The sequence below is a fragment of the Sporanaerobium hydrogeniformans genome (genome assembly GCF_002735925.1).
GTDB classification, from domain to species: domain Bacteria; phylum Bacillota; class Clostridia; order Lachnospirales; family Cellulosilyticaceae; genus Sporanaerobium; species Sporanaerobium hydrogeniformans.
The window spans coordinates 24,198-44,238 of sequence record NZ_PEDL01000022.1; the positions used below are offsets into that span (position 1 = coordinate 24,198).

The window sequence follows — 20,041 nt, forward strand, 5'->3', positions numbered from 1 at the left end:
TATCTTCTTCAATATAACATTTAATTTCTGAATATAATTAGGATTAAATAGTATAATTTACTTATAAAATATTGAAATTAGATTATTTTTTATTAAAAATATCCAATTTTATTTTTATATTATCTAAATATATTTTAAAATTTTTATATTTTATCTACATACAAAAAACAACGCTCTTATTTTCATAAAAAAGCGTTGTCTTTTTACTATACTAAACCTTTAGCATCTCATATTGAGACTTATATTCTCTAGGACTCTTACCTATAACTTTGCGAAATACTCTATTAAAATAAGCATAATCCTCATATCCTACTAAAAATGAAATCTCTGTAAGGCTTAAATTGTTGTCTCTAATTAATTCTGTAGCTTTTTCTATACGTCTTCTAGCAATATACAACATCAAATTTTCCCCTGTCTCTTGTTTAAATGCCTTGGAGAGATATGATTTTTCTACAAAAAAAACTTCGGAAAGGATTGTCAAAGAAAGGTTCTCGAAATATTTTTCATCAATATATTTTTTCACTAAACAAATGGTATCTCTTATAGTTTTATTATGATCTCCCTGTTCCTTAGTAGGTAGAGCCTCATCTAATATTTGATCTAATACCTCTATAACTTCTTTTATCTCAAAAGTGTTTAGAGCTTCTTCTCCCCATTCACTAAAACTTTCTAACAATAATTGTTTTTCTTTTGTATTAGCATCTATATTATTCTCTATAATCCAAATAATCCTATAAAGAGTTTGCTTAAGCTCTATAAATAACCATTGTTTACACTGCTCAGTAATTATCCCCTTATTTCCTAAAAGTAGTTGTTTAATAATTTTCTTATTTTTATTCTGTAAAGCTACAATAAGTTGCTTTTCTTGTTCTTGAACCATTCTCTTTCTGAGAGGGATTTTTTTCACATCTTGTGCCCATAGAGTAATACTCTGCTCATAATAAGGTATAAATCCAAAAGTCCCTACTGCCTCTTGATAGGCATTCTTTATCTCTTTAAAGTTCCACTGTTCTTGACTTATGCCTATATGGAGCTTTGCAGATAAGACCTCCTCTAAATAGATTATCAATAACTCACTAAGAGACTTTATATCTTCTTTGTTTCTATTTAAAATGAGTATGTATTCATTTATAGAAAATATATTATTAAAGAGTATCGTTTCTTCACTACTTATCAAATCGATAATCTTTTGTTTAACTTTATAACTTCCACCCTGCTCTTGATTTTGTAATCGTGCTGTACTATGTTTATAATTCACTCTAATAACCATTACATAGAATTTCTTAAATTCCATAAATTTATTGGGTCCTTGACTCACTATTTGATCGAGCTCTAAATCCTCTCCTGCAATGTACATACTAAATTCTCTATCTTGCATAAGAGATGCTGCTATTTTAAGTTTATCCCTAATCACTACTTGTTCTTTAGCCAGCCGCTCGTTCTTATCCAATCTATTTAATGCATTTGTTAATACGTTGATAAGTTCTAGTTGTTCTACAGGTTTTAATAGATAATCCATTGTTTCTAAAAGCATTGCTTGTCTCACAAACTCAAAATCATTGTACCCACTCAATATAATAGTGATAATCTTAGGAAACCTCTTTTTGATTATAGTTAGTAATTCTATCCCATCTAAGAACGGCATATTAATATCTGTAATTAAAATATCTGGACAGTCTTCTTCAATCTTTCTTAATGCATCCTCTCCATCAATAGCTGGTTCCATAAATATAAACGAATACTTTTCCCAATCTAAAATAGTCCTTAGATTTTCACGTATCCAATATTCATCATCTGCAATAAGCACCTTATATTGAGTTCTCATTTTTACATTCCTCCTCATATATAGAGGGTATATACAAAAATGCTGTACAACCCTCACCCTCTTTACTTTCAATTGTTATTCCGTAATCATCACCGAATAACAATTTGATTCTAGCATCAATATTTGCAATGCCAATAGAAGCATCTCTTTCTAGTGAAGCTAATTTTGCTGTATTTAATTGCTTATTGATAGTATCTGCTTGCATTCCTATACCATTATCTCTTACAGCGATACTCATATCCTTTTCTAATCGTTTTACTTCTATCCAAATCTTTTTATCTCCTCTTTTATTCTTAAGTCCATGAGAAACTGAATTTTCTACCAAAGGCTGTATAGATAATCTAGGTATTCTCTCATCTAATAAACTATTGTCTACATCCATAATAATTTCAATACTATTTTGTGTACGTACATTAATAATGTACATATAGTTTTCTAAATGAAGTAATTCTTCCCGAATACTTGCTGTAGGTTCTTTCATTCCTAAACTATATCTAAATATATGTGATAAAGCACTACTTAGCTCACTAACCTGCTGACAGTTTTGAACGGCTGCAATACTACTCATTGTATTCAATGTATTATACAAAAAATGGGGATTAACTTGAGCTTGTAACGCTTTATATTGAGCATCATTAAGTAGTAATTTAGCTTCATATTCATCTCTAATAAGCTGTTCTATCCTATCTAACATCTCATTAAAACTTTCTCCTAACTTCCCAAATTCATCTGATTTTAAATGACTCACACGCAAGGATGTATTTCCCTTTCTGATTTGGCTCATGGTATTAACCATATTAGTAAGGGAAGTCGTAAGATTCTTTGAGATAAGTGTAGAAACTATCCCAAAAATAAAAACAATAGCTATCGCTGTAATACATAACGTTTCAGTTAAAGCCTTATAATTCTGTTCTAATAAGGATTGAGGCGTTAAAGAAAATGCTCTTAGATTATATCTCTGCTGAGGTATTTCAAAGAAAACACTTCTATTTTTCTTTAAATCATCACTCTCAGCTAAATCATTATGCTCTACCTTTTCTGTAACTTGTTTATAATAGACTGCATCTTGTCCCTCTAGCCTACCTGTCTGTACAACCGGTCTATCACCTATAGGTTGCAACCATATAATTTGCTCCTGTGAATCATTATATTTCTTAATAATTTTAAGAAGACTTTTCTGATCAGCATCACATACAATGTATCCTATTTTACGTTGCCCTTTATCTGCATAGATTTTAACAGCAAAACGAATCATATTTGCTTGCCTATTCTCATTATAATAACTAGATATCAAAAGATTTTTATTAGTTCCATTTGTATACTCCAAAACAATATCTGCATTAGTATATTCCTTATCCACATAAATATCCTCTGGGTAAGAATATTTGGGTGTCATGGCATGACGATAAAAACTGATAAGTTGATGGTTACTATCATATATATATATCGCATTAATATTTTGCTGGGATGCAAAAGAATCAAGGGCTATATTATAAGCTAAGTTAGCATATTTAGATTTCATTAACATGAGATTTTCTCCAGTCCCTAAATCCTCCATGAACTCCTTCCTATCATAGATTTTCAAAATATTGTTCTCAATATTTCTTATGAAATTATAAATATCTCCCTGCATATTAGTTAATGTATTGTAGCTGTATTCTTCTGCTTGTGTATAGATAACTTGAGAAGATGACAAATAAAACAAGAAAGTTTGCAAACCTAAAGCAAATAATGTTCCACAGATAAAACATAATGCAAGTTTGGCACGAAAGGTAAGAAACCTAACTTCTTTTTTCATACTTCACTCCTTAAGGTTTAATAATTAAAAAATTATATAATTATTAAAATTTATTACTTACTTATATTATATTTTAAACTACTTTTATGTAAAATTATATACTCTTTAATATCTTCAATAGATAGTAAAAGCAACTTCCCATTTTTGTTTGTTTAAAAAAGAGAACTACTTGCTACTTATAGCGTGTAGTTCTCTTTTAGTCAAAGCTACATATCTAATTAGTTTTGCCCATAATAAGCATTTGCACCATGTTTTCTTAAATAATGTTTATCTAATAATGCCTTTTGCATTGCAGCGGTGCCTGTTTGCATCAGTAAGTTCGTGTTAAATGCCATCTTACATACTTCTTCAAGGACAACTGCATGATAAACTGCATCGGCTGCATCTTTTCCCCAGGTAAAAGGACCATGCTCTTTTACAAGTACTGCAGGTATAGACATAGGGTCTATTTCTTTAAAGCTCTCTGCAATAACCTTACCTGTTTCTTTTTCATATTCCCCTTCTATTTCTTCTTTTCTCAAGGCTCTCGTACAAGGAACAGTTCCATAAAAATAGTCTGCATGGGTTGTACCTAATGCGCTTACGCCTCTACCTGCTTGAGCAAAGCTTGTTGCCATATTCGAATGCGTATGCACAATGCCCCCTATTTCTTTAAAAGTATTATAGAGATACACATGAGTCGGTGTATCAGAAGAAGGTTTATATTTCCCCTCTACTACATTTCCTTGTAAATCAATAACAACCATATCCTCTATTGTCATCTCTTCATATTCTACACCGCTTGGTTTAATCACAATAAGTCCTTTTTCTCTATCAATACCACTTACATTTCCCCAAGTATAAACAACCAAGCCTCTCTTAGGTAACTCCATATTTGCTTCAAAAACTTGTTTCTTTAGCGCTTCTAACACGTGGTTTCCTCCTTATTTCAGTGCTTCTACTGCCATCTTTTCAATAGCTAAGCCCTCAGTATAACGTTCTATAAACGTTGCAAATCCAGCTACATCCCTTGGGTCTGGCTCTATTTTTGTACTTTGCTCTTTACAGAATATCTTATCATTTAAATACTTATCTAATGTTTCACCCTGTGCTTTATTTTTCATATAAGCTGCTAAAATAGCAATGCCCCATGCACCACCTTCACTTGCTGTTTCCATAACTGAAATAGGTGCATTCATAGCTGCTGCTAGTATTTTTTGACCTACACCTTTGGTTTTAAATAAACCACCATGGCCTAGAACCTCATCCACCTTTACATTTTCTTGTTTCATTAGAATATCTAAGCCTACCTTAAGTGCTCCTAATGCTGTAAACAAATGTACACGCATAAAGTTAGCTAAATTAAACTGACTATTAGGTGTTCTTACAAAAAGAGGTCTTCCTTCTTGTAAATGTGTGATATGTTCACCTGAGAAATAGTTATAAGCTAATAACCCACCACAATCTGCATCACCTTCTAAAGCCTTATTGTAAAGGACAGAAAAAAGTTTATTTTTATCGATAGCCATTCCTAGACTATCCGTAAATTCTTTAAATAAATCAATCCATGCATTTAAATCTGAAGTACAGTTGTTACAATGTACCATCGCTACAGGATGTCCTGTAGGTGTGGTCACTAAGTCAATTTCTTCATAAGCTTTAGAGAGCTGCTTTTCTAATACAAGCATAGCAAACACAGAAGTTCCTGCTGATACATTACCTGTTCTCTCAGCAATACTGTTGGTTGCTACCATACCTGTTCCTGCATCACCTTCTGGTGGACATAATAGACTTCCTGCTTTTAAGTGTCCTGTCACATCTAGGAGCTTTGCCCCCTCTTCAGTTAGTATACCTGCTTCTTCTCCTGCTACTAACACTTTAGGTAAAATATCTTCTATTTTCCATTTAAAGTTTTTAGGAGCTACTTTTTCATTAAATTGTTTAATCATTTTAGAATCATAATCATTAACAGTAGAATCAATAGGAAACATCCCTGAAGCTTCCCCAATACCAAGTACCCTTTGCCCTGTTAACTGCCAATGAATGTAGCCAGACAAGGTTGTCATATAAGCAATATCTTTTACATGCTCTTCACCCTTTAATATTGCTTCATAGAGATGGGCAATACTCCATCTTTGTGGAATATGGAAGTTAAATAATGCAGAAAGCTCATCAGATGCTCTTTGTGTAATGGTATTTCGCCAAGTTCTAAAAGGAACAAGTAACTGGCCTTTATCATCAAATGGCATATAACCATGCATCATTCCACTAAAACCGATACTTCCTATTGTTTCAAGTGTGACATCATATTTTTCCTTAACTTCCTCAGCAAGTGCGGCATAGCTACCTTGCAACCCCTTCCAAATAGCTTCTAAACTATAAGTCCAGATATTGTTCTCTAACTTATTCTCCCATTCATGACTTCCTGAAGCAATAGGCTGATGCTCTTCATCCACCAAAACAGCCTTGATACGAGTTGAACCAAGTTCAATGCCCAGGCTCGTTTTCCCTTGTGTAATAGCTTCTTTTAGTATTTGATTTACTAGTGTCATTTTGACTCCTCCTGGCTACTCTAATTTATTTAAGCTTCTACAGCCTTTCCTCTATTCTACTTTAATTTTAAGTGGTATTCTACCTTAATTTCCAAAGTATTTCACTTAATTGAAGCTCTTTTTTAAATTGGGCAATTTTAGTATCTTTATTAATGTGTACATACTCTATATCCATCATTTCTGCCCAATCTATTAAGTCTTCAGGGGTTACTTCGTAAGAAAAGACAGTATGATGTGCACCTCCTGCGTAAATCCAAGCTTCTGCACCTTCTGTCATAGAAGGTTGTGGAATCCAGTAGGCTCTTGCCACTGGTAATTGAGGTAAATGATGAGGTAATGGGGTTGCCTCTACATCTGCAATAATAAGACGCATCCTGCCTCCCATATCTATAAGTGAAACACATACTGCTTTACCGGGTTTACTATCAAATACAAGTCTAGCAGGTGCTTCTTTGCCACCTATGCCTAATGGGTGTACTTCTATCCGAGGCTTAGAAGCTGCTATAGCAGGAGACACCTCTAGCATATGTGCTCCCAAAATCCCTTCCTGACCAGGTACAAGATTATACGTATAATCCTCCATGAGAGAAGTTCCTTTATTATCAGCAATCCTATTCATCACCTTTGTCATGGCTGCGATTTTCCAGTCTCCTTCTGGACCAAAGCCATAACCATCTGCCATTAAATTTTGAATAGCTAAACCTGGGAGTTGCTTTAAACCATGAAGGTCTTGGAAGGTATCCACTATAGCATTGTATCCACCTTCTTCTAACATAGCTCTTAAAGCCACCTCAAGCTGTGCCTGATATCTCACTGCTGCATACTTGGCTTCATCTTTGAGCACCTCTTCTGCAAACTCATATTTTTCTTTATAGGCTGCCATCATCTCGTCAATAGCTACATCTGTTACTTGCTCCATACGTTCCACAAGGTCACCTACACCATAGTAATCAACAGACCAGCCTAGTTTAATCTCTGCTTCTACCTTATCTCCTTCTGTTACAGCTACATCCCTCATGTTATCACCAAGACGCATTACCTTAATTTCGTCACCTAAGTAAGCTACAGCAGCAACTCTTAACCACCTTGCCATGCGTTTAATCACTGTTTCATTTTTGTAGTGCCCAGCGATTACTTTTCTAGCAATTCCCATACGTGTAAAGATGAAACCATGCTCCCTGTCACCGTGAGCAGATTGATTGGTATTCATAAAATCCATATCCATGGTATCCCAAGGAATTTCTTCATTAAACTGGGTGTGTAAATGTAAAATAGGCTTTTTAAAATTTTTTAGCCCATTAATCCACATTTTAGAAGGTGAAAAGGTATGCATCCAAGTAATGACACCTGCACAAGTGGCATCTCCGCTTGCAGCTTTAAATAAATCTGTAATCTCACCTTGTGTCTTTACTATAGGTTTCCAAATAATTTCATATTGAATTTCTTCCTTCTTATTGAAGTAGTTCACCATTTCTTTTGAGTGCTCCGCTACTTCCTTAAGGGTTTCTTCTCCATAAAGATGTTGACTTCCTGTTACAAACCAAAATACACATTTTTTCATATCGTTTACCCCCTATTTATATTATTTAAATAAATAAAACTATTCAGCTATTTACTATTATTATACATTTTGTTTACTTAACATTCAATAGTGTTTAGTAAATATTTTGTATTTGTTTACTACTCTATTCTCTGCTATAATATATGGTATACTAATAAAAAAATTAAAGGTGAAAGTCACATGGCAACCATAAGAGATATTGCAAAATTAGCTGAGGTGTCTCCCTCAACAGTATCTAGAGTATTAAATCACGATGAAACGATTAATGTTTCCCTAGAAACACGAAAAAGAATATTTGAAGTAGCCGAAAACTTATCTTATCAAAAAACACCTCGTCACCCTAAAGTCCCTTCTGACACAACTACTATAGGTCTTATCCATTGGTATAGTGAACTTCAGGAAATTAATGACCCTTATTTTCTTTCCATTCGTATGGGGATTGAAATGGAATGTAAACTAAATAATATAAACCTCCTAAAAATATATCGAGAGGAAGATACAACCTGGCAGCTAGGGGAACAAAAAGTGGATGGGTTTATTTTGCTTGGACAGTTTGATAAAAATCAAATAGAATACTTTAAAAACCAATCTGAGAATATCGTACTTATTCATACAGCTACACCTGGTTTCGATTTTATCACTATACAAGTAGACTTTGTTTTACTTACTCGTAATGTTTTAGATTATCTCATTAACAAAGGACATCAACATATTGCTTATATCGGAGGACGAGAACATATCGTAGGAAGCACTCAACTTCCTATAGATCCTAGGGAGGAAGAGTTTATTAATTATCTCTCTAAGTTAAACCTTTATAAAGAAAGCTATGTAAGAGTAGGAAATTATGACTTTAAGGATGGCTATGAGCTTATGCATAGTTTAATTAAAGAAAATAAAACTCAAATCCCCTCTGCGGTTTTTATTGCTAGTGATACTTTAGCTATCGGAGCCATGCGTGCACTCAACGAACTAGGTCTTTCTGTTCCTGATGATATCGCTATTATCAGTTGTAATGATATTCCAACTTCACAGTATACTTCACCTCCTCTTTCTACTGTTAAGATTCATACAGAAGATATGGGGCAATACGGAGTTAAATTTTTACTTGAGCAAATTAAAGGAACCCTAAAGGAAAACTTTAAAGTCATCGTCCCCCATGAACTTATTATCCGTGAAAGCTGCTAATACATTCAAAAAAGCCACTAGACATTAAATATTTTTCTATTTAATGTCTAGCGGCTTTTCTTTATCTCTTATATGCTCTAGCTTATTCCATCTCTTTCATCCAAACGAGCATTTCACCTTTTCCCCTATTATTCCAACTACAGTAAGGAATAGCTTTAAAAGTCTGTTCAATATATTGGGGTTTTCCTTCATCATATAGCACAGGCTTTACTTCTGAATAATCTATTTTTTTCCCTTTAAGCTTTGCACATAATAACCCATTTAATAGAGAGGGGTCATATTCTTCTTCTATTTCCTTTGATGTATCTACTACTATTGAAGAAAGGTACTCTCCATTGTCTACTTCCTCTAAACAATAGACCCAAGGTCCTCTCATCACACATACTTTTCCAATATTATCTCTCACCTTTGGATTACAATGCACATATCTAAAAGCTACATCTAACGAGATAGTTATCTCATCCTTATCTTCCCATTCTCTTTCTATATAAATATAACCTTTGTCACAAATAAATGAAGCTACTTGCCCATTGACTTTGACTAACACTTTATTAGAAAAGCCGGGTTTTCTAATAGCTACTGTAAATTTATTTTTACTTTTTTCTAAAGAAATGGCTACCTTTATTTCCCCATCAACCGGATAATTAGCTTGCATCTCTAACTCTACACAATCCCCCCCTAATTGTGCCGTTACTTTACTGGCCACAAATAGATTGACGTAAATTATATTTTCATCTAGTGAATAAATATAATTTCCTAATGAAGCCAATGTTCTTGCAATATTAGGTGGACAGCATGCTACACCAAACCACAATTGCCTAGTGGTTATTATATGACGCATAGTAGGATTCTTCTCGGCTATCTCTGGGACAACCTCTAAGGGATTTACATAGAAAAAATGCCTTCCATCCATAGAAATTCCTGCAAGAATCGTATTATACAATGCATTCTCTACAACATCCATGTACTTTCCATCTCTTGTTATTTGAAACATTCTGCTGGAAAACATAGCTAACCCGATACTCGCACACGACTCTGAATAATTCGTATTATTAGGAAGATCATAATCCGTAGTAAAACGCTCCCCATAAGAAGCAGAACCAATGCTCCCCGTTACATAAAGCTTCTTTCCCACAATATTATTCCAAATTTTCTCGCACTGAAGGAATAAATCTTGATCCTGATACTCATAGGCTAAATCAGCCATTGCACTATATAAATAAACTGCTCTAACGGCATGTCCTTCGGCAGTTGTTTGCTCCATTAAAGGCATATGTGCCTGACAATAATCTAAATCAAAATCTTCAAATTCTGCAAAATGATAGTTTTTGTTTTTAATGCAGTCTTCACTTAAAAAATAACAAGGTTTCTCTCCTCTCGTACGGATAAAATAATTGGCTAATTCGAGATATTCCTTTTTACCAGTCCTGCGATATAACTTAACCAAAGCAAGTTCAATTTCTGGGTGCCCTGGATATCCATGTATCTTATTTTCTTCCTTTCCAAATACTTCACATAAGTAATCTGCAAAGCGGCACGCTACTTCCATAATTTTTGCTTTACCCGTTGCTTCATAATAGGCTACAGCTGCTTCTATTAGATGGCCTGCAGTATACAGTTCATGCCCTTCAAATAAATTTTTCCATCTCTCTTTTCCCTTAATGGTATAGTATGTGTTTAAATAACCATCTTCACATTGTGCATGAGCTATTAACTCTATTGCTTCATCCGCCATTTTTTCAATCTTTGGATTTCTTTTTTTTGCAAGAGAGTAAGCCACTGCTTCTAACCATTTAGATACATCTGTATCTTGAAAAATAGATCCTTGATGCTCTCCTTGCTCCTTCCCACTAGCTATTTTAAAATTTTGGATACAATGACTCTTTTTTGCTCCCTCTACATTATCATTAATTAACTCCCACAAAAAAGGAATAATTATTTCATCTACTAAATCAATATACCTATTCCAAAAGGAATCCTTTATTGAAATCTCACTTAATGCAATACTCTTTAATTTTATTTTTTTCATCTATCCATCCTCGCTATCTATCACAAATGTGTTTATTTCTTGTAACTTTTTAGCTCCTAATTTTTCATCCCTGTCATAACAATACCTTCAACAAAGTACTTTTGCCCAAATAAATAAATGACAACACCAGGCAAGAATGAAAGACAAGTCGCGCACATAATTTTTGCCCAATCTGCTTTTAATCCACTCTTGAACATTGATAGACCAATGGCAATAGTAAATTTATCTGGAGAATTAATATAGACAGTTTGCTGCAATAAGTCATTCCAAAGAGTAATAAATAAAAAGAGAGCTACAACAATCATTGCGGGCTTAATAGCTGGTATAATAATTTGAAATAAAATCTGCATCCTCCCTGCACCATCAATAGTAGCTGCCTCATCTAATTCACGAGGAATAGAGCTAATGAACTGGCGAATCAAAAAAATATTAAAAGCTCCTCCTCCACAAAAGTACGGTAATACCAGTGGCCAATATGTATTTCCTAAACCAAAACCTTGTGTCCACATCATATAAAGTGGGATCAATGTAACCATATTAGGTAATAGCATCGAGCCTACACATAAAGAGAAAAGCAATTTTTTACCTCTAAATCTAAGTCTTGCAAAAGCATATCCACATAAAGTAGCTGTGAAAGTTCCTGCAACCACAGACGGTACAATAATTTTCATTGTATTTGAAAAATATAACCAAAACTTAAAGGTCTCTAATGTTTCTTTGTAATTTGAAAAAAGCCATTTATTAGGAAGGAAAGCAGGTGGCCAAGCATATAACTCTGCATTGGTCATGAGACTAGAACGAAAAATCCACCAAATAGGTAACATCACTAGTGCTGCAATCATTATCAAAAAAGCAAAACATATTAAATTCCCTATCTTCTCTATTTTATTACTATTTTTACGAACTATCATTTGGGTTGTGGATGATACGGTAGCATTTTGCATCTCTTATCACTCTCCTTCATAAAAAATCCAACTTTTACTTGTCTTAAATAAAATTCCTGTAAAAATAGCAATAATAATAAAAAAGACAAATGAAATAGCACATGCATAACCCATTTGGTTACTTTTAAATGCATATTTGTACATCAAATATGTCATAAACATAGAAGAATTACCCGGTCCACCGTTTGTTAGTGCCAAAGCTGGCGTAACAACTTGCATATTGGTTATCAAACTCATTAACAAATTATAGAATATAATAGGAGACATACAAGGAATTGTAATGTTACAAAACCTTTGCCAACTGTTAGCTCCATCAATTTGTGCAGCTTCATGATAAACACGAGGAACATTTTGTAATCCTGCTAAAAATATAACGATTAGGTTTCCTGAAAGCCATACAGCAATCAAGGCTAATGATGGAATGACTGCCACAGAATCATTTAAAAACATAATATTCTTTATTCCTATTGCTTTTAAAATATAATTAAATAAACCAAAGTTAGTTTCATAGAGCCATGACCACCCGATATAAACTGCAGCAGCTGGTAAGATATAGGGAAGGTAAAAAAGAACTCTAAACATGCCCCTTGCAGGGATCTTTCGATTCAAAAGCATTGCTATAACTAATGAATAAATCATGCTTCCTATAACTGCAATAATAGAAAATATAACTGTAACTTTAATAGAGTCCTTGAAATAAGGATCTACTGCAAACAAACGAATATAGTTATTGATCCCATTAAATACAGGTGCACTTATCCCCTTCCACTTAAATAAGCTAAGAACAAGAACAGCGAATAATGGTACATACGTAAGGAATATTAGCCCCACAAAAGCTGGAATAAGACATAAGTATGCTGTTCTTTCTTCCTGCCTCATTACCGGAGTTCCCCTTTTTTTCATACACTCTTTTTTTTGCATTACTCATACCTCCAGTTATATAAGTAGACGCCCATCTCCTAAATATGTAGTAGGCGCCTACTTATAAGTAATGATTAGTTATTTCCTGCGTGTGCTTCTTCTAGTGCTACAAAGCAATCATTAATTGCTTTCTCTGCTGTAATCTTACCTGTCCAAACATCTCCAAGTACAGAAGATAATAAACTATTGAAATCTGTGGTGTTGTTTACATAATACCAAGATGCAGGTTTCGCATATTCCATTGCATAGTCTACCAATACCCCTTTAGCTTCTTCATATTCAGGATATGCTGGATTTTCAAGCCACTTACGCGTTAAGGTTTCATCTTTATAATAGGAATCTAAGGTTGGCATCCAAATACCTGTTGCAATTAAAGCATCCCAGTTGTTTTCTTCTAATGCATACCATTTTAAAAATTCCATAGCTTCTTCTGGGTGTTTTGTCTGTGAAAATACAACATTAGGACCACCTGTATTAATCGTTACTTTTTCTTTCATGTAAGGAAGTACACCTACACCATAATTTAAGCCTTCTTCTCTCGCTGCTGCTAAGCAAGTTCCTATATTCCAAGCACCATTCGTTGTCATCGCACATGTTCCTGCAATAAGTGAACGTTGTACACCATCATCTGTTAAACCAGAAGATAAGGGTGCAACATGTTCAACTAAATATAAGTCAGCAATTTTTTGAAGAGCTTCAATAGCTGCTGGGTCATTAATGATAACTTTGCTTCCATCTTCACTATAAAAACCACTTCCATTTGATAAACACCATACCTCAAGCTGCCAAGTTAAATTTTCAATCATACATCCATATTGAACGATGTTATCCTTATCAAACCCTGGATCATTAGGTGTCTTACCATTTTTATCTAACGTTAACTTTTTAGCAACCTCTACAAACTCATCCCACGTCCATGCTTCATCTGCATTAGCTGATGGATAAGGGATACCTGCTTTATCAAACATATCTTTATTGTAATAAAGTAAGAGAGATTCAAAAGCAGTAGAATAAGCTACGGGTTTCCCTTGATACGTAAATGCTAAACTATCAAGTGGCCTAGCTTCACTTCCATCATACATTTTACTAATATCATATAGCATTCCTTGTTCTGCCCATTGAATAACACCGGCTTCGCTCATAATAGCACAATCTGGTAACTGACCAGCCGCTGCCATAGTATTAAGTTTTTCCATATAAGTTTCCCATGGGATAGGCATACATTCCACTTCTATGCGATCTTGTGACGCATTAAACTTATCAATTGTTTTTTGTGTATTTTTAGCCTCATCTTCCCCTCCCCATAATGCATAAGTAAGATGAACTTTTTCTCCTGCTGTAGAGTCCTTAGTTTCTGCAGTAGCTGATTTCTGCGTCGCCGGTGTAGCTGATTCGGCTGGTTCAGTCTTTGATGACCCACAAGCTACAACGCCAAAAGGCAATGTGATAACCATTAAAAGTGTAAGCAGTTTCTTTTTCATTATTAATTACCCCTTTTCTTTTTATTCTACAGTAGCTCTTGCTACATGTAATCTTGTATTCATACTACTAACTCAAGCTTCTTCTCCTATTTCTTATCTAATCCATCAAATGAACCTTCATTCGAATTACATTCCAGGAACTTTTAGAAAGTAAAGAAGTTAAATAAGTATCTTCCACCTTTGTCTGAGCAGATTGAGTAGGAAAGATATTTTCCTTCTTTACTGTGTTTACCATTCCTAAATCATTAGAGGTTAATTGAATATGTTCGATAAGTTGGCACTTTCCAAAGCCTTTTAAGTCACACGTTAGTTGTAATGTTTCTTGAATGCTTCTATTAACTGCAAACAGAGTCAACTCATTCTTTTCTTCATCAAAAACGCTAGCCGTTTCTAAATAAGGAACATCACAGAAATTTTTACTATCATACTTTGAACTATCTACACTGGATTTCATAACTATTCCCCTACCATAAAGTGAAGCATGAAGAAAAGGCCAAAAAATAGTTTGTTTCCATAGCTTTCCCCCATTAGGCTCTGTCATAATAGGAGCTATTGCATTAATTAATTGAGCTAGACACGCTATCTTAATCCTATCCGCATGATTGAGTAAGGTAATAACCATCGTCCCAAATAAAAGTGCATCCTCCATAGTATAAATATCTTCCAAAAGTTGGGGTGCCTTTTTCCATGGTTCCTGTCGCATCTTTTTATTATCAGCTTCTATGGAATGGTACCAAACATTCCATTCATCAAAGCTCAGCATAAGTGTTTTTCTTGAACGTTTTTTTGCTTTCACATAGTCACATACAGCTACAACTGTTTTTATAAACTGCTCCATACCTAGAGACTGTGCCAATCGGTCCTCCACATCCTCTGCGCGACTACCTAAGTATTGATGAAGAGAAATATAGTCTACTTCATCATATGTATGTGTAAGTGTTTCTTCTTCCCAACAAGGGAAGCTAGGCATCTCTGGATACGAGCTCCCACAGGAAACTAGTTCAATAGAAGGGTCTATCATTTCATAGCACGTGCTGTCTCACAGGCTACTCGCCCATATTCCGTTGCTGTTTTGTGTCCTATTTGCCATGTACCATCCATTTCATTGCCAAGGCACCATGTTTTAATCCCATAGGGTTCCTTTACCCCATGCTTAACACGCTTGTCACTATACAAGGTTCCACTTGGCATATTACAGTACTCTAACAAATCACAAGCAGCATCTATTCCCCGTGTCCCTAGATTAACAGCCATCATAATATCTGCATGGACTTCTTTTGTCCATTTTGCAAACTCATTAAGGCCTACCTCATTAGTTTCTATAGATCTCCAAGCACGCTCTAAACGCCTAGGACGTCCCTCAATAGGACCTACCCCATCTTCCCATCTATACCCAGACACAAAATTGCCACCTGGATAACGAATAATAGGGATCCTTAGCATCTTTACAGCTTCAATAACATCCTTACGAAAGCCCCCTTCATTAGATAAAACATTACCCGGTTGATAAAGGCCGTCATATACCACCCTTCCCACCTGTTCAATAAAAGAACCAAATAAACGTCCATCTACAGTTCCTATTTGAAAATCCTTATCTAGTACTATCTTTGCGCGAACTTTATTCATTACCATCCCCCACCACTTCATTCATAGTTACCTAATCGATTAGGTAAACTGTATTTTTTATACGAAGCAAACTCTCGCTTCGTATAATTTTTACCTACATTTTTTATATATTCAGTTTATTTATATTTGTATCTTAGCACATTTATACTAATTAATTCAAGTTATATTTTAAAATTTATTATTTTTTTGAAAATTAACTGAATCGATTAGGTTACTTTTATTTACCTATAATAGACTTGTAATAGAGGCACGTTCATAAATTTCACAATTTAACAGAATGGGTTTACACTCTGCCATGCTAGGCATTTTTTGCTGTTTAATTTGTGTAAAAACTAATTCTGCACTTTTGCGTCCCATTTCATTAAGAGGAGGAGCCACACTAGAAAGTGGAGGTGTATAACCTTCACACCAATCAATGTTATCATATCCGAATAATGAAACATCTTTTCCAATAGTGATACCTTTTTCTAAACAGCGTTTATACACTCCACCAGCTATCCTATCACTAAATGCAAATATAGCTGTCACTCCTGCATCAATTAATTCATCTGTATGCCTATAACCATTCTCCCTATCCCATTCTCCATAGCAAACGATCATCTCATTATAAGGGATATTCTGTTCATGAAGTGCACGTTGATATCCTCTTAATCGCCATTGTGCTGTTATATTAAGTCGTGGACCAGAAATAACCCCTATCTTTTTATGTTTTTTTTTCAATAGCAATTTAGTTACTTTATAGGCGGCTACCTCATCGTTAAATAATACTGAAGAGTAGATTTGTTCTTTAGGATAACAATAAGCATATACGAACGGCACATTAATGCGAGAGGGTAAATAAGTAACCTCTCGAGAATGATATCCTACATAAATAATGCCTTCTACCTGCTTTGCTGCCATATTACTAATCATCATATTAAACAATTGTTGATGTTTAGGCGTATCTGTAAAGTCATTATTATACCTTTTAAAAAGACGCATATTCGCCAATATAATCTCATAGTTATTTTCCTCACAGTATTCATCAATCCCATCAACAATCTCTGGTGTGTTGAAAACTGTTAAATCTTCTGTTATAACACCTATACTATTAGTCTTTTGTTGCTTTAAACTTTTTGCCAAGCTATTAGGACGATAGTGTAAGCTCTCTGCTACCTCAAATATCTCTCGTGTCTTAGCTGGACCTGCAGCCCCTATCCTACCATTAAGCACATTTGACACTGTAGCTGTTGATACCCCCACAATTTTAGCTATATCTTTAACTGTAGCCATATCTATACTCCTTTTAATCTATTGTATCCATCGCAAAAACTACTGATTATGCATCATTATACTACTTTATTTTTAAAATTTACAGACTTTAAGTCATTCTCCTCCCTTTTAATTTCCTACTCCCTGCAAGTAGCCTTTTTATATAACTTGTTACCCCTTCAATAAAGTTAGGCTATCCTAGGCTAATATGCCTCTTCTAATGATTAAATCTATTGTAACATAAACAAAAAAGGTAGAGACTTTTTTTATTTAATCTCTACCTTTTGAGGTATATTTTCTCTTTAGTTTTGATATAGCTTTCTTAATAGAATGAACTATGGATCTATTTGTCAAAGGAAGGATTAAAAGCATAGAAATTCTTTTTATTTAAATCATCTTGGAGCATACGTAAACTTTCTCCAAAACGTTGATAGTGTGTAACTTCCCTTGCCCTTAGGAACTTAATAGGAGCACATACATCAGGATCTTTTATAACGCGCAAAAGATTATCATACGTTGTACGGGCTTTTTGCTCTGCAGCCATGTCTTCATGCATATCTGTAATGGGATCTCCTTTAGATTGGAAAGTCATTACACTATAAGGTACGCCACTTGCTGCAACAGGGTATAAACCGGTAGTATGGTCAATATAATAAGGAGCAAATCCAGATTTTTCAATTTCATCCATAGATAAATTTCTAGTTAATTGATAAACAATAGCACAAACCATTTCCATATGAGCAAGCTCTTCAGTTCCTATATCGGTTAATACGCCAATGACATTTTTATTACTCATGGAATAGCGTTGAGATAAATAGCGCATGGATGCACCTAATTCCCCATCTGGTCCTCCAAATTGACTAATAATAAGCTGAGCCATTTTTGCATCAGGATTGGCGATATTTACTGGAAACTGTAATCTTTTTTCATAATGCCACATAACTTAATCCTCCATTTCCCATGGCCAAGGTGAATTAACCCAGGTCCATTCATTACTTTCTTGAACGTCATCTGAAGTAAGTGGTCCAAAATAACGTACATATTCATTTACAGCCTGCTTGCTCAATTTTAAGTATTGATTATAAAAGGCTAATGCGTTTTGATCCGTTGGATGTGTATCTAAAAAAAGAACGGTATCAAATAACGCAAAATTAATACTACTAATTAAATCTAATAGTTCACTTTGCTGATTTCTTATTGACATGCTTTCGTCCCCTTTCCACCATAGAAAGGAAGATCCAATTGTTTAAATAGTGTCCCCCTCTTAAAAGCCTCTTTGGGTTCATAAAGGTCTTTCCATTGTTGCCAAGGTACATAAGCCATAGCGATAGGAAGTTCTTGTATTTCTTCGTTAGCATAGTTGTTACTATATGATGAAGGCATTATATTCATACCCATATTCTCATTAGGAGTTGGGCGATTATAATAAGATTGTCTTCTATTAATCATCTTTATTCTCCTTTCCTACTTGCTAAAAAATGATAGATTTCATTTTTCTACTGCTTAACACATTAACAATATATGACAATTTTATATAAATGATACTATTTTTTCATTTTTTGCTAAATTTATTTTGCTTATCTAGTTCGTAAAATAGACATGATTCTCGCCCTTTGAGAAGATTAAATAGTTCCTCAAAACTTATTACATTGAAGACAAAAGGGTTATGGAATGCCTCTCATTCCATAACCCTTTTAATCGTTTAATAAATCTATTTCTTTATTCTTTTACAGTAGCATAAGGCCAATCAATAATTCCCCCAAAATCATAAACATGGGTATAGCCCAAATCTACTAGCTTATTTGCCGCATTATTACTTCTTCGCCCACTACGACAATAGATTAAGATACGTGCATCTTTGTCTGAGATGACCTCTTCTATCTTGGATTCGATCTCATAATCTGGTAGAAGGATGGCATGCTCTATATGCCCTTCATTGTATTCTTCAATTGTACGTACATCCAAAATAACATCATATTCTTCATCATCTATTATGGCTTTAGCCTCTTGAGCTGTTAATACTTGAAGCTCTTCTGATTGCTTATTGCTACAGCCTATAAGCATTACCAGGCTTAAGCCAAGAACTATTATCATTTTTTTCATAACCCCCACTCCTTCTCCTTTGATTTTTATTTAATAAGTATAGACTATTTTTTACTTATTATCTGTAATTAAGTCACATAGCCATTCTTTTAGAAAAAATCATTCTAAAACTTGTACCTTGTCCCTCTTTACTTTCTACCTTTAATTCTATATCATGTCTTATAGCAATTTGATAAGCAATGGCTAGACCTAACCCTGTTCCTGTTTTATTACTTTCTATATGTGACTTATAAAACTTTTCAAAGATATAAGGAAGCTCCTTATTATGAATGACTTCTTGAGGATAGTGTAAGAAATCTTTGTGGCAAATTTGTGTCTTTTTTAGGTTCTTTCTCTTGCATTTCAAAAAAACAATAACTCATACTAGCTCATCACCCTGTAACTCTATAGAATACGCAGGAATGATCCCATACAAAAAAACACCCTTTCGGGTGTCCTTCTCCTTATACTCTCAAAAACAAATACTACAACTTTAACCTTTTATTGTTAGGTCAAACCCTCGAACCGTTAGTACTTAGTACCTACATGCATTACTGCACTTACAGCCTAAGCCTATCTACCTCATAGTCTCTAAGGGGTCTTACTCCATTTCTGGATGGGAAGTCTTATCTTGAGGGGGGCTTCACGCTTAGATGCCTTCAGCGTTTATCCCTTCCAGACTTGGCTTCTCTGCTATGCCTTTGGCAAGACAACAGATGCACCAGTGGTCCGTTCATCCCGGTCCTCTCGTACTAAGGACAACTCCTCTCAAACTTCCTGCGCCCACGACGGATAGGGACCGAACTG

Annotated in this window: 16 protein-coding genes, 1 rRNA gene and 1 pseudogene; 1 reads left to right on the forward strand and 17 read right to left on the reverse strand. The window is 34.5% G+C overall.

The window, feature by feature from the left end:
• Positions 1 to 211: 211 nt before the first annotated feature.
• From CS063_RS14770 to araA, 5 genes are all read right to left on the reverse strand, one after another.
• Positions 212 to 1,825, reverse strand: a complete 1,614-nt coding sequence (locus CS063_RS14770) for a response regulator transcription factor (protein WP_180270815.1) — start codon at positions 1,823 to 1,825, stop codon at positions 212 to 214.
• A complete protein-coding gene (locus CS063_RS14775; protein ID WP_099450472.1) occupies positions 1,809 to 3,623 on the reverse strand; it encodes a cache domain-containing sensor histidine kinase in 1,815 nt (604 codons plus the stop codon). Before CS063_RS14775 ends, CS063_RS14770 begins: the two co-directional genes overlap by 17 nt.
• Before the next feature lie 218 nt (positions 3,624 to 3,841).
• Entirely contained in the window at positions 3,842 to 4,534 is a 693-nt protein-coding gene (gene araD / locus CS063_RS14780) for an L-ribulose-5-phosphate 4-epimerase (RefSeq protein ID WP_099450473.1), read from the reverse strand.
• A gap of 12 nt (positions 4,535 to 4,546) precedes the next feature.
• The gene (locus CS063_RS14785) at positions 4,547 to 6,154 is read right to left on the reverse strand and encodes a xylulokinase (protein WP_099450474.1); all 1,608 of its coding nucleotides are present in this window, start codon (positions 6,152 to 6,154) and stop codon (positions 4,547 to 4,549) included.
• A 79-nt stretch (positions 6,155 to 6,233) separates the two neighbouring features.
• Positions 6,234 to 7,715 (reverse strand): L-arabinose isomerase, encoded by a 1,482-nt coding sequence (gene araA / locus CS063_RS14790; protein WP_099450475.1) that lies wholly within the window; start codon positions 7,713 to 7,715, stop codon positions 6,234 to 6,236.
• A 180-nt stretch (positions 7,716 to 7,895) separates the two neighbouring features.
• Here araA and CS063_RS14795 point away from each other — a divergent pair, with 180 nt between their 5' ends.
• Positions 7,896 to 8,900, forward strand: a complete 1,005-nt coding sequence (locus CS063_RS14795) for a LacI family DNA-binding transcriptional regulator (protein ID WP_099450476.1) — start codon at positions 7,896 to 7,898, stop codon at positions 8,898 to 8,900.
• Between the two features lie 82 nt (positions 8,901 to 8,982).
• Here the strand turns inward: CS063_RS14795 and CS063_RS14800 are convergent, their stop codons facing one another.
• The 12 genes and pseudogenes from CS063_RS14800 to CS063_RS14855 all read right to left on the reverse strand — a co-directional run.
• Positions 8,983 to 10,929 (reverse strand): glycoside hydrolase family 127 protein, encoded by a 1,947-nt coding sequence (locus CS063_RS14800; RefSeq protein WP_099450477.1) that lies wholly within the window; start codon positions 10,927 to 10,929, stop codon positions 8,983 to 8,985.
• A 56-nt stretch (positions 10,930 to 10,985) separates the two neighbouring features.
• Positions 10,986 to 11,873 (reverse strand): carbohydrate ABC transporter permease, encoded by an 888-nt coding sequence (locus tag CS063_RS14805; protein WP_308415531.1) that lies wholly within the window; start codon positions 11,871 to 11,873, stop codon positions 10,986 to 10,988.
• A gap of 6 nt (positions 11,874 to 11,879) precedes the next feature.
• On the reverse strand, positions 11,880 to 12,794 hold the full coding sequence (locus CS063_RS14810) for a carbohydrate ABC transporter permease (protein WP_099450478.1): 915 nt from the start codon (positions 12,792 to 12,794) through the stop codon (positions 11,880 to 11,882).
• A 74-nt stretch (positions 12,795 to 12,868) separates the two neighbouring features.
• Entirely contained in the window at positions 12,869 to 14,275 is a 1,407-nt protein-coding gene (locus CS063_RS14815; RefSeq protein ID WP_099450479.1) for an ABC transporter substrate-binding protein, read from the reverse strand.
• Positions 14,276 to 14,372: 97 nt separating this feature from the next.
• Positions 14,373 to 15,901: pseudogene (gene arfA / locus CS063_RS18240) on the reverse strand (arabinosylfuranosidase ArfA).
• Between the two features lie 225 nt (positions 15,902 to 16,126).
• On the reverse strand, positions 16,127 to 17,173 hold the full coding sequence (locus CS063_RS14825; protein ID WP_099450480.1) for a LacI family DNA-binding transcriptional regulator: 1,047 nt from the start codon (positions 17,171 to 17,173) through the stop codon (positions 16,127 to 16,129).
• A gap of 322 nt (positions 17,174 to 17,495) precedes the next feature.
• The gene (locus CS063_RS14830; RefSeq protein ID WP_099450481.1) at positions 17,496 to 18,092 is read right to left on the reverse strand and encodes a manganese catalase family protein; all 597 of its coding nucleotides are present in this window, start codon (positions 18,090 to 18,092) and stop codon (positions 17,496 to 17,498) included.
• Between the two features lie 3 nt (positions 18,093 to 18,095).
• Positions 18,096 to 18,356 carry a spore coat protein CotJB gene (locus tag CS063_RS14835; RefSeq protein WP_099450482.1) on the reverse strand — a complete coding sequence of 87 codons (261 nt, stop codon included), beginning with the start codon at positions 18,354 to 18,356 and terminating at the stop codon, positions 18,096 to 18,098.
• On the reverse strand, positions 18,347 to 18,601 hold the full coding sequence (locus tag CS063_RS14840) for a spore coat associated protein CotJA (RefSeq protein ID WP_099450483.1): 255 nt from the start codon (positions 18,599 to 18,601) through the stop codon (positions 18,347 to 18,349). The genes CS063_RS14835 and CS063_RS14840 overlap by 10 nt, the downstream gene beginning before the upstream one ends.
• Before the next feature lie 270 nt (positions 18,602 to 18,871).
• Entirely contained in the window at positions 18,872 to 19,255 is a 384-nt protein-coding gene (locus tag CS063_RS14845) for a rhodanese-like domain-containing protein (RefSeq protein ID WP_099450484.1), read from the reverse strand.
• A 73-nt stretch (positions 19,256 to 19,328) separates the two neighbouring features.
• Complete coding sequence (locus tag CS063_RS14850) at positions 19,329 to 19,601, reverse strand: sensor histidine kinase (RefSeq protein WP_308415532.1); 273 nt, start codon at positions 19,599 to 19,601, stop codon at positions 19,329 to 19,331.
• Positions 19,602 to 19,742: 141 nt separating this feature from the next.
• A 23S ribosomal RNA gene (locus CS063_RS14855) occupies positions 19,743 to 20,041 on the reverse strand; the annotation flags it as partial.